This is a genomic window from Nguyenibacter vanlangensis (assembly GCF_038719015.1).
GTDB lineage: Bacteria > Pseudomonadota > Alphaproteobacteria > Acetobacterales > Acetobacteraceae > Gluconacetobacter > Gluconacetobacter vanlangensis.
Genome location: NZ_CP152276.1, coordinates 1,861,107 through 1,875,062 on the forward strand (window position 1 = coordinate 1,861,107; position 13,956 = coordinate 1,875,062).

A 13,956-nucleotide genomic window follows, 5' to 3' on the forward strand; every position below is an offset into this window, starting at 1 on the left:
CATCTAAACTCAAGGGAGTTTCAATCGCTTGTTCCGAATCACCGCCCGCACAGTTCTGGAGTTGGGCTCCGAGCTCATCAGCTCGGATATCATCGCGTTCTACGAGCTCATCAAGAACGGTTTCGACGCTCGTACGAAGACGGGCGTCGATGTCCGCTTCGACGTCGTGCTTCCACGCCGTGATTACCTGCGACTTCATAACGAACTTGTCGAGTCCGACGACGTCGTGGCTGCCAAGGAGATCGTGAAGACCACATTCCTGCCCAACGCTAGCGCCTCCGCGCGTGACGGCTATGCCGCCATGATCGACGACGCCCGGGCGGTAGATGAACTCCTGCAACTCATGGCCAAAGCGCAGTCACGCTTCAATTCGATAACCGTGTCCGACACTGGGTCGGGGATGTCTCGGGAGGCTTTGGAACAGAACTTCCTGGTCATCGGAACAGCCTCGCGCAAAAAGGCGGTGGACGCCGCTCTCGCACGTGGTGACGAGGAGACGCCGTACCTTGGAGAGAAGGGCATCGGTCGCCTTTCGGCGATGCGGCTGGGAGAACGTCTTCGGGTCGAGACCGCACAGGTAAACGACGGCAATATGAACCTGCTTGAGATCGACTGGCGTGCCTTCGAAGATGTCGAGGCCATGCTCGACCAGATCCCCGTCGAACCACGCATAGGTGGGCCGAAGCCGCTTCCGACGTGGTCGGGCACTTCGATCATCATCAGCGACCTCACCGAGAACTGGACGGAGAAGCGCGTCCGCGACATGGCGGAATATGAATTTGCGCGTCTGACCGATCCATTCGCGGACGCGGCAACGAGGCCCCGTGTGGCAATTCACTGGAACGGCCAACGCATAGCGATCCCGCTCATGTCAGCGGCGCTGCTTGAGGCGGCGCACGCGAGGGTTGCGGGCGAATACGAGGTCATCGATGGAAGCCCGGCCCTGACCTGCACGCTCGAGGCGCTCAATCTCGGCTTCGACCATCCGGTAGAAAAGGCGGTCATCAAACTCACCGCTGAAGACCTACAGTCTGCCATCATCGGCCTGGACGGTGATATCGACGACATGGCCCTCGCGACCGTTGGACCGTTTTCCTTCGAGGCGCACTGGTACAACCGCCGTCGTCTCGGCGGGATCGAGACGATCGGCGAACAGAAGGCGGTGCGCGAGTTGCAGACGAAGTGGTCCGGCATTCTGCTATTTCGGGACCGCTTCCGCGTGTTCCCATATGGCGAGGACGAGGATGACTGGCTCGAACTCGATCGGCGAGCGCTCCGGCGGTCGGGTTACACGCTCAATAAGACACAGTTCATAGGCCGGGTGAACATATCCCGAACGGCCAATCCCATGCTAGTCGACCAGACCAACCGCGAGGGGCTGCGGGAAACATCCGAGGAAAAGGTCCTTCTTCAGGTCCTTCGCTATGCGGTGCAGGATAGTCTCGGCGCCTTTATGCGAGACGTGGAGAAGCAGTATAAGCTGCAGAAGGTAGATTTGTCGGACGCGCAGGCTCAGGTCATGCGGCTGGAGGATCGCGCCCAGGCCGCTATTCGAAAGTTGAAGAAACTCACCCCGCCGGAGGGGGACATTGCGATCGAGGACCTCCAGCAGACCCTATTCGAGTTCTCCGAATTCGCTGCCCGCGCTCGGCTCCGAATCGCGCAGGTCGAGGAGGAGAGCCGACAAATGGTCGAGATGGCCGGTGTCGGGCTCATGGTCGAGGTCGTCGCGCACGAGTTAGCCCGTGCTTCCGAGAACGCTCTGAAGGCGCTCGCCGGCCTGAAGGGGAAAGACGTCCCTACGAATCTACGGGCCCACTTCAACTCGCTACAGGCAGAGATGAAGAGTGTGAGCAAGCGAGTGCGTGTGCTCGACCCTCTCAGCGTATCAGGTCGACAGCGCACCGAGATCTTCTCGCTGAATGAATTGATCCGCGAGACGTTCGAAGCCCATGAGGCGCAGTTCGAGCGCTCCAGGGTCACCCCCGATGTGCATATCCCGGACAAGGACATCCGGGTCCGCGCCGTCAAGGGCATGCTCGTCCAGATCCTGGAGAACCTGATCTCCAACGCTGTCTATTGGCTGGAGATGCGGAAGGCGCGCGAGCCGTCTTTCAATCCCACGATCACGGTGACGCTGGACGGTAAGCCGCCGATCATCACCTTCGAGGACAACGGGCACGGCATCGCACAGGAGAATCGTGAACAAGTCTTCAAGATGTTCTTCTCGCTCAAGGACACGAAGCGGCGCCGCGGTCTTGGTCTCTACATCGCGCGCGAAGCTGCACAGTACAATGGCGGTACGCTCGCCTTGGACGATGAGCGGGATCCGCACACGGGTCGCCTGCACCGTTTTATTCTCGAACTCCCTGGAGCGACCGAAGTATGAGTCTGTCGGAACTTCTTGCTGCAAAAGAAATTAGGCGTGCGCTGATCGTCGACGATGTGTGTGATGCGATACCCACCGCAGCCGACATCGATCCGGGAAACGAAGCCTGGACCAATTTCAGCGACGACCTCACGCCGGCCCTTCGGCGGCGGATCGAGGAGGCTTATCCACCGGCGGCAGAAACGCGCTTCGATGAATTGATCACGACCGATGGTTACGCAGCGACACTATGGTCGCTTCGTGGCGAGCTCGGAGAGATCGTGGTGCCGCTTTTCGAAAACTACATCGAAGATCAGACAGCGGATCAGCACTTCGTCGATCTCGCCAAGCAGCGGCTGGAAGCTCTTGGCCTCCAGTGTGAGACAAGCGGTCGCGACTTCCATGTCGCCGCACAAAACGCAGACGTCGTTCTGATCGACCTTTTCTTCGGAAAGATGCAGGACCCCTCTGCGCTCAATCAATCCAAGGATAGGCTTCGGAATGCGATCCAGCCGCGGCGGGCTGCCCCTCCACTGGTCGTTCTGATGTCACGCAGCTCACGCCTGGAGGACAAGCGTGACGAATTCCGCGATGACGTCGGGCTAATCGACTCTGCCTTCCGGATCATCAGGAAATCCGATCTCGAAGAAACCGGCCGGCTCGAGCAGCAACTCGAGCGTCTGGCGGAGAACGTCGAGGACTCGCACAAGCTCACGCGGCTGTTCGCGGCCGTGGAGGACGGGATGGCTAAAGCGACTAGCCGTACACTACGGCTTCTGCGCAAGCTGCGACTCTCTGACATCGGGCAGATACAGCAGCTGCTGCTCAGTGCTGAAGGTGAACCGACTGGCAGCTACCTCGTCGACGTCTTCGACCGGGTGCTTCAGCATGAAATCGAGCGGGAGGCCGGCATCATAGATGCGGCGATCGGCCTCAACGAGTTCTCGTCCATCCAACATCCGCCTCCCTATGTCGCCGGCTCCCCCGATCTACAGGAACTTGTCGAGCGTCTACTAAGCCAGAACAGTGAGAGACTGCGCTTACCGGGCGCCGTAGGCGTTGCTGTCACATTCGGCGACGTGCTCACCATGCCGGCGGGGGCGGATCTCGACCGCCTCAAGCAGACGCTGCTAGTGGACATGACTGCCGATAAGGTGTTGCTGGTGTTGACCCCAGTCTGCGATCTTCAGCGTGAAGGAGCTCCTCGAATCCTACTTCTGGTCGGTACGCGCAGGCCACTCGGCGCGCGCGACTGGTCCTATGGCGAGGACGTCCGTACGGCGACCATACGGATCGGAGGCGAGCTCTGTTGGATCAAGTGGCAGATCAAGCACATCGACACCGTGTCGTGGCAAGGGCTGGATGCAGCCTTAGGGAACGGTGACATTCGAGTTGTAGCGCGATTGAGAGAGTCCCACGCGCTCGAAATACAGCAGAGGGTCCTGTCTGGACTTGGGAGGGTCGGGCTTGTCGCCAATCTCCCTGCCACGTTCCCAGTAGACGTGGAGGCGTATGTCGCCGACCTCGATGGCCGACCTCGACGGCTCGATGTAGATGCTCTTGCGGACGGCGCAGTGTGCTTTGTCGGCCGTGACACCCGGGGCGACGAAGTCTTGAAGTTGGTCTTAACGGAAGGCGGCTGCGACGGTGTGATAGCAGCGCTGGAAGGTATCGAGTCGGGACAGATAGCGGAACGGGCGAGAACGGCATTCGGTCACGTCACCGGAAGCCCCGATTTACGCCGCATGCTCACCAGCGGGCTCGATCTCAGAAGCGCCGGATCAACAAGCTGGTTTCACATCCCCTCGGAAACCGGCACGACGAAGAATGTGCCGAAAATGGGACTACTCGCGTGGAACTATGCGGTGCCTGATACGCCTCTGCAGAACAAGGACCTTAGCAAGGCGGGCATCATCCTACTCGTCAAGGACCTCCCCGCGGCCCAAGCTCCTGGTCTGGATGAAGCGATGCGAAGCGGATTGGCTGGATCGATAGACGGAGGGGCGGAAGACAGCGGAGGGACGGACAGTCTAGAGTCTGTTCTGCAAACGGCAACTGGTGCCGAGTGAGCGGCGCGATCTATCTCGACGGCCTGTCCACCGCGCCGCTCGCGCCAGAGGCTCGAGCCGCGATGCTCGCCGCCTGGGATCAACCCGGAAATCCTAGCTCGCCCCATGCGGCAGGCGAACGCGCCGCAGCACTCGTTGAAACGGCACGTCGATCGGTGGCGGACCTCGTCGGCGCGTCGTCCGCTGAGATAGTCTTCACATCTGGTGCCACGGAGGCGAACAACCTCGCGATCGCGGGTGCAGCCGCGGCGGCCATCACTGGCGGGAGTGAGCGGCGGCATGTCGTCGTGACGTCGATCGAGCACAAGTCCGTCCTGGAGGCGGCATGGCGGCTGCGCGCGGTCGGCTTCACAGTGGACATCGCTCCAGTCACGAAAGCCGGTGTTGTCGATCTTGGAGAACTGGCAGCCCTGATCAGGAACGACACGCTCCTCGTTTCAGTAATGGCGGCGAACAACGAAACCGCCGTTCTACAGCCGATCGCAGAGGTGGCCGCGCTTGCGCACGCGGTCGGCGCGCTGCTGCACTGCGATGCGGCGCAGGCGGTCGGGAAGGTACCGGTTGACGTGATCGACCTCGACGTCGACTTTATGAGCGTGTCTTCGCACAAGATGTACGGCCCAATGGGCGTAGGCGCCCTGTACGTGTCCGCTGCCGCGCCTCGACCGACTCCTCTTCTGGTAGGCGGTGGCCAGGAAAACGGCCTTCGCGCGGGCACCGAACCTGCCCCACTCATCGCTGGCTTCGGTACCGCGGCAGAGGTCGCGAGGTCACGCCTCGAGAAAGATGCGCGTCATGCCAAAAGTCTCTTAGGAGCATTTCTCCAAGATCTTTCTGAAAGGCAGGTAAAAATACACGTAAACGGCAATGTGAGTAAACTTCTTCCTGGCGCTATAAATATAAGTATCGATGGTATAGATGCACAGTCACTAGCAATGATAATGGCGAGAACTGTCATGATTTCGACTGGCTCTGCCTGCAATTCTGGTCAGATAAATTCGTCACATGTTCTTGACGCGATGGATGTGGACGAAAAGCGGAAAAAGGAGGCCCTGCGCATTTGCTTCGGCCGCTATCATTCCGATCCGGATGCACGAGAGGCTGCACGTCAACTCGGGGATGCAATCAATCGAATGAGATAGCTACTGGATAGGTTGTCCAGTAGCACCCGTCGCGTTATAGCTCGTGTATGAGGAACATCCTGTCAGAAAACGTGAAGGCGCAATTTGCCGGTCACGAGACGTTTCCCCTCCGCTTACTGTGGCCAAAGAAGGCTTACGAGGCCGTACGGACAGGTGGAGATCTCAGAACATTTCATGAACCTTCTGCCATAGCGCGGTTCGGAGTAGGACGCAACATGGCATTGTCGATGCGTCATTGGAATGTCGCCTGCGGTTTCATTGTGGAGAAAGATGGCCTGCTCTGGCCGACGGAGCTCGCGACGCAAATTCTCGATGATGCGGGCCTCGATCCGTTCGTTGAGCACACCTCAACGATTTGGTTGGCTCACTGGCAAATTGCCTCCACACCAGAAATGACCACGACGATGCATTACGCCTTCAATGCTCTACCGGGCGTCGATTTCGATGCCGACGGCCTGGCGAGCGAACTGCTGTCGCTCACCACCGAGCGCGGTTGGCGGGCCACGCGTAGCACGATCAAGCGCGACGTGGACGTGTTCCTGCGCAGCTACGTTCGGCGTTCGGGCGCCGCTTCGGAGGACGCCGCGGAGCCGCTGCTGGCCGAGTTGGGACTGGTGCGGGAGGCGCGCATCGGGGGGTGGTTCGAGTTCGTGCGCGGACCCAAGCCTACACTGTCCGATGGTGTATTCGCCTTCGCGCTGGAGCAGTTCTGGACACGCTTCAGCGGAGGCTCCTCGGCACTGACTGCGGAACAGATTACATACGAACCCGGGTCGCCGGGCCGCGTCTTCAAGCTCGATGAAGACAGCGTCGTCACGCGCCTTATGGCGATGGACGCCGTGACCGACGAGGCATGGAGCTGGACCGACACCGCGGGCCTGCGACAGGTGCAGCGACGACGCGCACCGGATGTCCTGGGACTTCTGCGAGCGGCCTACGGCCGGCCCTTGGAGGCAGCATGACCACGCTCGCCGAAACAGTCACCATCGAGCGTCGCTTTGCCCGTTCCGCCCGCGTCGACCGCGACTTGGCCGGAACCCCGCCTCTGGTGGGATACGTGCTCCAGGCGAGCGTCGCCAAGTCCCTCACCGTAATGGCCTCCAGCCAGATCGAGACCGCTCATGGCGCCTTCACTTGGACCGGGCCATACGGCGGCGGCAAGTCCTGCGCAGCGCTACTCGTCGGAAACCTCGTTGCTGGTACGGGCGAAAACAAGGTCGTCGCTCAGGAGATCGCGGGAACGGAGCTGACTGATCTGTTTGCTGGCGCTTTCCCGGGTCGCTGGGACGTCGTTGCCGTCACTGGAAGCCGAACCAGCCTGCGCGAGGCGATCGCGTCAGCCGCTCAGGCGGGACTGGGATGGAACGACAAGAAGACGGCTGAGGCCGCTTCGTCTGACGAGAGGCTCCTCGACGCGCTGCTCGCGTCCCGCGGCCGCAATCGTAAGTCAAGAGGGATGCTGCTCATCCTCGACGAACTCGGGAAGCTTCTGGAGTTCGCCGCGCTCAGTTCCGGCGATGTGCACCTGCTGCAGGATCTGGCCGAACGTGCTACCCGCAGTGACGGACGGCTCGTCGTTCTCGGCATCCTCCATCAGGCATTCGACCAATATGCGGCGAAGGCCGATCGAGAGGCGCGGCGCGAGTGGGCCAAAGTGCAGGGACGCTTCCAGGACATCCCTTTCCTCGCCGGTCCGGATGAGACCGTCGCCCTGCTAGGCCGCGCTATCGGATGCGACAAAAGGCCGGTTTCGGCGCGAAACGTCGCCGCTGCAGTCGCCGCTGAAGTTGGGCGTCGGCGTCCCGTTGAGACGAAGGTCCTCGCATCTGCGCTCGCCGAGACTTGGCCGCTCAACCCGGTCACCGCCCTTCTGCTCGGCCCCATGTCCCGCCAGCGCTTCGCCCAGAACGAGCGTAGCGTATTCGGCTTCCTAAGCTCGTCGGAACCGGCAGGCTTCCAGGAGCATCTACAAAAGACATCGACTAAGGCGGCGCTGACCTACGATCCCGACAGCCTTTGGGATTATCTCGCGACTAACTTCGGCATGGCGCTCGCCGGAGGTCAGGATGGCGCGCGCTTCAGCCTCGCGTTTGAGGCCATCGAGCGAGCGGGTGCGAAAGGTAGCGAGCTGCATATAGCGCTCACCAAGGCTGCGGCTGCGATCGAGTTCTTCCGAAACGGGTCAGGTCTCGCCGTGACTGACGAGTTGCTCGCCCTCAGCGTCCCTGCCGGCAAGAGAAAGGAAGTGCCGGTCGCAATTGCCGACCTGCTTTCGTGGGCGATCCTGATGCCCCAGCCGAGACTAGGCGGCTATGCGCTCTTCGCAGGAAGCGACTTCGACTTGGACGAAGCCGTTTCACGCGTTGCCTCGCCGCTCACGCCCTTGGATCTCAACTCCATACCGGCCCGCGTGGGTATTCCCGCTGTCGTCGCCAAGCGCCACTATCTCCGCTATGGCACTTTGCGCACCTTTGACATCGTGGTCGATGTCGCCGCCGAGGGGGAAAGTGCAGCGGATACGGCCGCCAGGCTCAGGAAGCTTGATCGGAACGGCAGCGGGATGCTTGTCCTCCTCGTCAATGGCGCAGGTCGGGATCGCGATGGGACGAATGGCCACTGCCGTGAGGTCACGGGCTTTCTGCGACAACAGGGGGTGATCGCAGCCGTCGCCGCGTTGCCAGAGACCCGCGATGTCGTCACCGAGGCGGGCGAGCTTCTCGCACTGGAGCGGGTTATGCGCGACAACCCGAGACTGGAGGGGGACAGGATTGCCCGCCGCGAGATCGGTGCCCGGCACGCCGTCGCGTCGGAGAAGCTGCAGGCGAGCCTCGATACCGCTTTGAACGAAGCCATCTGGCATCTCTCTACGGATGAGGGAGAGGCGAGAAAAGAGCCGCTCACGGTCCTAGCCAGCCGTCTGGCCGATCAGGCGTTCCACAGCGCGCCGATCCTGCACAGCGAGTTGCTGCAGCGGGACCGTCCATCCTCCAGCGCAACTGCCGCCGTGCGCGCCCTGATGTACGCCATGGTGGCCATGCATGACGAACAGAACCTGGGCTTCACGGGCTACCCGGCCGAGATGGGCCTCTACATGACGGTGCTGAAGCCGTTCGGCCTGCATCGCGCCGTCGAGGGCAAGTTCGACTTCCGTGCGCCGGAAGAGTCTGGGCAGGGCGCGACGCTTCTAAGCGCGTGGGCCGTTCTCGAAGAGGCATCGGACACGACGCTCAATGAGGTCTACGCCAAGTGGGCCGCAGCGCCGTTCGGGATGAGGGCGGGGGTCATGCCACTGCTCGCGTTGGCCAACCTCATGTCCCGGCGTAGCCGAGTGGCTGTCTACGTGGATGGCATCTTCCAGACGGACTTCGATGACGTGCTTGCGGACAAGCTCCTCCAGCGGCCAGAGGCGATCCGCGTTCGTCGGATCGACCGATCGGTGCAGGAGGCCGCCTATCTGAGCGGTCTGGCGCAGGCGTTCGAGTTCGCACCCGACGCTCCCGCGCTGTCGGTGGCGCAGGCGCTGTACCGGCGTTTCGAGGGTCTCCCCCTCTATGCGCAGAGGACCAAGGCGATCCCTGACGAGGCCGTGGCTGTGCGCGACGCGATCCTGAGGGCGAACGACCCGGAGAGCCTGCTCTTCGAACGCATCCCCGAAGCACTTGGCGGACGTCTTTCCGCAGAGGCGGTTCTGGACGCTCTTACCGCAGCGGAGAACGTGTATGGTCAATTGCTCAGCCGCCTGCGCCGCGCTCTCGCTCGAGGTCTAGGCGTCGACATGGAGACCTTCGATGGCCTGCATGCGCGAGCGGAGAACATCCGTGACCTCACGAACGACTTCGCTTTCGAGGCATTTGCCATGCGGGCAGGCGTCTTCGAACAAGGAGAAGGCGACATTGAGGGACTCGCCAGCCTTCTGCTCCACAGGCCTGCACATTCGTGGACCGACAGGGACGCAGACCAGGCGTTGCTCGAAATGGGCACGCTCTGCCGGCGTTTCCGTGAATCGGAGGCGCTCGCGATGGTGAAGGACAGGACCCCTACCGCCGAAGCGCTGGCGCTTGTGATTGGCCTCGACGCGAATGTCGCCCCCGTCGTCCGCAGCTTTGTCCTGACGGAGGCGGAGAAGGAGGAGGCAGCCGAACTCGCGGACCGTCTGCTGGCGACGCTCGAATCCGGTGATAGGCAGGGCAGCATCCAGCTTGCCGCGCTTGCTCGGGCCATCGCAGGAGTCGCGTTGGACGATACGGGCACGAACCTACCGCTGGAGGCAACTTGATGGACAGGGAACGGCACATTCTCGGTATATCTGGCGGACGGGACAGCGCTGCCCTCGCTGTGCACCTGAGGCAGACTAGGCCCGAACTGCCGCTTGAATACTTCTTCACCGACACCGGTAAGGAGCTTCCAGAAGTCTACAGTTTCCTCGACAGGCTGGAGGGCTTTCTGGGGCGCCCTATCGCGCGACTGAATCCTGATCGCGATTTCGACTTCTGGATGGCGGAGTATGGGAACTTTCTGCCGTCACCGCGGACCCGCTGGTGCACCAGGCAGCTGAAGCTGCGCCCGCTAGAGCGTTGGCTGAAACCCGATCTCGAGGCGGGCGTGAAAGTCCACTCCTATGTCGCCATCAGGGCAGACGAACCTTCACGCGAAGGATACCAGTCGACGCATCCGAACATGCTCGTCCACCTCCCATTGCGGGAGGCTGGCGTGGACCGCGCGGGGGTCATTGAGATGCTGCGGCGCGCTGACGTCGGCGAACCGGCCTACTACGATTGGCGATCGAGATCGGGGTGCACCTTCTGCTTCTTCCAGCAGAAGATCGAGTGGGTTCGGCTCGCGGAACGCCATCCCGACAAGTTCGAAGAGGCGGTCGCCTATGAGAAGACCGCCATCGAGGGTGGGTCGCCCTTCACATGGAGCCAAGGCGAAAGCCTGGACGAGCTCATCCGGCCAGAGCGCGTCCAGCAGATCAAGAACGACTACAAGCGGCGACTGGAGAGGCAGCGTAAGCGGCGCCCCGTCAACCCATTGTCTGGGCGATCGACAACGACGATCGACGAAATCTACGGTGTGGACGAAGCGGTATCGGGCTGCGTCATCTGCCATAAGTAACCGCTTTCCCTCCAGCTCGAAAATCTGGGTTGGAAGGAAAAAAATCTCAATTTCGCCCGCCGCGCAGCTTGGCGGCAATGCCCGACGCCGCGCGATGATGGCCGCAACCACATCCTCGACCTGAAAGCGATGCTCATCGAGCGAAGCGCGCTGGCTTTCGATCTGCGCCTGCACGGATCCTACGGCAGATCGAAAGTTAGGGTGCCACGCCTGCGGATGTAAAGCTCCGTCCGCCCTGAACTAGAAGCCTTGATATCTGATAGGACGGGTCAGGGTGATCGCTTCGTAGGCGTTGCCTCAAGATTTGTGCGCCACGGATATGCTTCCTGGAAGCAAAAAGAGACGCTGAACCGCGGAGGACGGGTCTGAACGTACGACCGTTTTGGCGGGCGTCTTATTTTAGCCATTCCCGTCGGTCCATTTTGTGCTGTGATTGCAAACGGTCGCTTGGCGGATCAGACCAGTTAGCGTGTGAGTTTCGTTCATGCTGAACGAATGGGCTCTCTTTGATAAAACGAATGTCCGCTTTCGAAAAATTGTGGCAATCACTTGGATGGCCGACATGACGGCAAAAGCTGACATTGTCATCCGTCGCCTCCAGTTGGCTGCGAGAGACACAACCATTCCCTGAGCTTCGACCACCGCCGCCTTCCCCCCTGGTTCCTGACTGCAATACCCAACGCCTTCTTCTACCCCACGAGCACGACGAGCTTCCGGCCACGGGTGACGCCCGTGTAAAGCAGATTTCGCGCCAGCATGGCATAATGCTGCGTCACCAGCGGGACCGCCACCGCCGAATATTCCGATCCCTGGCTCTTATGGATCGTGGTGGCGTAGGCCAGCACCAGTTCGTCCAGTTCTCCGAAGCCGTAGACGACCTCCCTACCATCGAACGAGACCGTCAGTTCGGCCGCAATGTCCTGATCACCGACCCGGACGGCCATCGGCTCCACGCCTTCCGACCATCCGGACAATAAGCGGAATCTGCGGGTGTGCCCACGGCATATCCGCCGCCGCAACATTTCCGACCCGACCGATTGATTACGCAAAGACCGCCGTACGCCGCACGGTATGATTTACACTCTTCCTTTATAGAAAAAGCTCTTTGCCCAATGTCTCCAGAGTTATTCGGAGGCCCCCATGGGTATTAGCAGACAGGACAAGCCTGTCCGGATCGAGGTCATCCTGCCCAACGATGACACCGAGATGCCCCACATGACGGACGCCAGCGTGCTGCGCCTGGCCCGCATGATCGGCCGCCAGATGGCCCGTGAGGATCACGAGCGCCAGAAACGCAGCGGGCGCCGCTCCCACCGTCAGCCCGTTCCCGGACCAAAATCGTGATCATCGTATCGACGAATTAATTACCGCCCGGAAGGCGGAGCCAGGGTAACCTCTTTCGCCTTCCCCTGCCGAGAGACCGCCCTGGAGTCCCGCCATGATCCGTGTCGCGCTCTATGCCCGCTATTCCTCCGACAATCAGCGGGCGGCCTCGATCGAGGACCAGTTCCGTATCTGTCGCGAGCACGCCAAGCGCGAGAAGTGGAAGGTCGCCAGCGCCTACAAGGATGCGGGCATCTCGGGGGCGTCGATGATCCTGCGCCCCGGCATCCAGACCCTCCTGCAGGACGCGCAACGCGGCGAGTTCACCGTCGTGCTGGCCGAAGCGCTGGACCGCGTCAGCCGCGACCAGGCCGATGTCGCCACCCTATTCAAGCACCTGAAGTTCGCGGGGGTGACGATCGTCACCCTGGCGGAAGGCGAGATCAGCGAACTGCATGTCGGCCTCAAGGGCACCATGAACGCCCTGTTCCTCAAAGACCTGGCGCAGAAGACACATCGAGGCATTCGAGGGCGCATCGAGGAGGGCAAATCCGGCGGCGGCCTGTGCTACGGCTATAAAGTCATCAAGAAGCTGGACGCGCGGGGCGATCCGATCCGGGGCGACCGGGAAATCGACCCGAACGAGGCGACCGTCGTCCGCCGGATCTTCCGGGACTTCGCGGCCGGCGTCGGCCCACGCGCGATTGCCCGTACCCTCAACGACAAGGGCATCCCCGGCCCCAATGGCAAGCCATGGATCGACACCACGATCCGGGGCCACGTCCAGCGCGGCACCGGAATCGTCAACAATGAACTCTATATCGGTCGGCTGATCTGGAACCGGCTCCGCTATATCAAGGATCCGTCCACCGGGAAGCGGGTCTCACGGCTGAACCCGGAATCCGCCTGGATCACGACCGAGGTGCCGGAACTGCGCATCATCGATGACGCGCTCTGGCAGGCCGTCCGCGACCGCCAGGCGAAGATCGCGGCCCAATATGTCAACGTCATCGCGGCGGTCAGGACATCGGCCGCGAACCGGATGAACGGCATGCGCCGTCCCAAATCCCTGTTCTCCGGGATGATCTTCTGCGGGGTCTGCGGCGGCACCTATTCGCTCCGCGAGAAAGACCGCTACGCCTGCTCCAACCGGGTGACGAACCGTTCCTGCCATAACCCGGCGACGATCCTGCGTTCCGATCTTGAGGAGCGCGTGCTCGCCGGCCTCAAGCACAAGCTGATGACGCCCGAGGCCGCGGCAGCAGCCATGAAGGCTTATGCGGAAGAGACCAACCGGCTGAACCATGAGCGACGCGCCAACAGCGCCGGATGGAAGGCCGAGTTGGCGAAGGTCGAGAAGGGTATCGCGGGGATTATGACAGCGATCACCGATGGGATGTATCAGCCCTCGATGAAGGTCCACATGCAGACGCTGGAAGACCGCAAGGTCGAACTCGAGGCGTTGCTCTCGTCCGAACTGGAAGACACGCTGGACATTCATCCGAATGTCGCTGCCGTCTTCAAGAAGAAGGTGGAGCGCCTGACCGAGAGCCTGAACCAGCCGGAAGACCGGGCCGAGGCCTCCGAGGCCGTCCGTGCGCTGGTCGAGAAGATCGTCCTGTCGCCTGGAGACAAGCGCGGCGAGATCTTCGCGACGCTCTATGGCGAGCTTGGCACGCTGCTCAGATTCGTGAACCAGAAGGACACGAAATCGCGCAAGTCCTTGTCAGGACTTGCGAAATCGTCAATGTGGGAATCGGTGGTTGCGGGGGACCACAATCATCATGACTTACTCTTCCAAGCAATCGCATAACTAATTTCTATAAATATCTTACATTATTCATCTGTCCATCGCTCATAACACGAACCCCGCGAACACGCCCGCTTGCGGCCTCTGAGGGCGACAAACTCTATCGGGCTTCCAGTATCTGCTTCAGTC

Annotated in this window: 9 protein-coding genes and 1 pseudogene; 9 read left to right on the forward strand and 1 reads right to left on the reverse strand. The window is 61.3% G+C overall.

Going from position 1 to position 13,956, the window contains the following annotated elements:
• Positions 1-28 precede the first annotated feature (28 nt).
• The 7 genes from AAC691_RS08580 to AAC691_RS08610 all read left to right on the forward strand — a co-directional run bounded on the left by AAC691_RS08580 (position 29) and on the right by AAC691_RS08610 (position 11,325).
• Complete coding sequence (locus tag AAC691_RS08580; protein ID WP_342629719.1) at positions 29-2,389, forward strand: sensor histidine kinase; 2,361 nt, start codon at positions 29-31, stop codon at positions 2,387-2,389.
• Positions 2,386-4,437, forward strand: a complete 2,052-nt coding sequence (locus AAC691_RS08585; RefSeq protein ID WP_342629720.1) for a hypothetical protein — start codon at positions 2,386-2,388, stop codon at positions 4,435-4,437. The genes AAC691_RS08580 and AAC691_RS08585 overlap by 4 nt, the downstream gene beginning before the upstream one ends.
• Entirely contained in the window at positions 4,434-5,579 is a 1,146-nt protein-coding gene (locus AAC691_RS08590; RefSeq protein ID WP_342629721.1) for a cysteine desulfurase family protein, read from the forward strand. Before AAC691_RS08585 ends, AAC691_RS08590 begins: the two co-directional genes overlap by 4 nt.
• Positions 5,580-5,626: 47 nt before the next feature.
• Complete coding sequence (locus tag AAC691_RS08595) at positions 5,627-6,541, forward strand: DUF4007 family protein (RefSeq protein WP_342629722.1); 915 nt, start codon at positions 5,627-5,629, stop codon at positions 6,539-6,541.
• A complete protein-coding gene (locus AAC691_RS08600; RefSeq protein ID WP_342629723.1) occupies positions 6,538-9,855 on the forward strand; it encodes an ATP-binding protein in 3,318 nt (1,105 codons plus the stop codon). Before AAC691_RS08595 ends, AAC691_RS08600 begins: the two co-directional genes overlap by 4 nt.
• Positions 9,855-10,694: a phosphoadenosine phosphosulfate reductase family protein gene (locus AAC691_RS08605; RefSeq protein WP_342630170.1), complete on the forward strand. Its 840-nt coding sequence runs from the start codon at positions 9,855-9,857 to the stop codon at positions 10,692-10,694. The genes AAC691_RS08600 and AAC691_RS08605 overlap by 1 nt, the downstream gene beginning before the upstream one ends.
• 484 nt (positions 10,695-11,178) lie before the next feature.
• Complete coding sequence (locus AAC691_RS08610) at positions 11,179-11,325, forward strand: hypothetical protein (protein ID WP_342630314.1); 147 nt, start codon at positions 11,179-11,181, stop codon at positions 11,323-11,325.
• Here the strand turns inward: AAC691_RS08610 and AAC691_RS08615 are convergent.
• Positions 11,279-11,602: pseudogene (locus AAC691_RS08615) on the reverse strand (ATP-binding domain-containing protein); the annotation flags it as partial. The gene AAC691_RS08610 and the pseudogene AAC691_RS08615 sit on opposite strands and share 47 nt — an antisense overlap.
• Before the next feature lie 232 nt (positions 11,603-11,834).
• On the opposite strand from AAC691_RS08615, the gene AAC691_RS08620 reads away from it, so the two are divergent.
• Both AAC691_RS08620 and AAC691_RS08625 read left to right on the forward strand, forming a co-directional pair.
• Entirely contained in the window at positions 11,835-12,038 is a 204-nt protein-coding gene (locus AAC691_RS08620; protein WP_342629724.1) for a hypothetical protein, read from the forward strand.
• 94 nt (positions 12,039-12,132) lie between these two features.
• Complete coding sequence (locus AAC691_RS08625; protein WP_342629725.1) at positions 12,133-13,830, forward strand: recombinase family protein; 1,698 nt, start codon at positions 12,133-12,135, stop codon at positions 13,828-13,830.
• The last annotated feature ends 126 nt before the right edge of the window (positions 13,831-13,956 follow it).

Coding starts and splice junctions, on each gene's coding strand:
- AAC691_RS08585 (WP_342629720.1), top strand. CDS start 2,386: ATGAGTCTGTCGGAACTTCTTGCTGCAAAAGAAATTAGGCGTGCGCTG.
- AAC691_RS08595 (WP_342629722.1), top strand. CDS start 5,627: ATGAGGAACATCCTGTCAGAAAACGTGAAGGCGCAATTTGCCGGTCAC.
- AAC691_RS08600 (WP_342629723.1), top strand. CDS start 6,538: ATGACCACGCTCGCCGAAACAGTCACCATCGAGCGTCGCTTTGCCCGT.
- AAC691_RS08605 (WP_342630170.1), top strand. CDS start 9,855: ATGGACAGGGAACGGCACATTCTCGGTATATCTGGCGGACGGGACAGC.
- AAC691_RS08610 (WP_342630314.1), top strand. CDS start 11,179: ATGCTGAACGAATGGGCTCTCTTTGATAAAACGAATGTCCGCTTTCGA.
- AAC691_RS08620 (WP_342629724.1), top strand. CDS start 11,835: ATGGGTATTAGCAGACAGGACAAGCCTGTCCGGATCGAGGTCATCCTG.
- AAC691_RS08625 (WP_342629725.1), top strand. CDS start 12,133: ATGATCCGTGTCGCGCTCTATGCCCGCTATTCCTCCGACAATCAGCGG.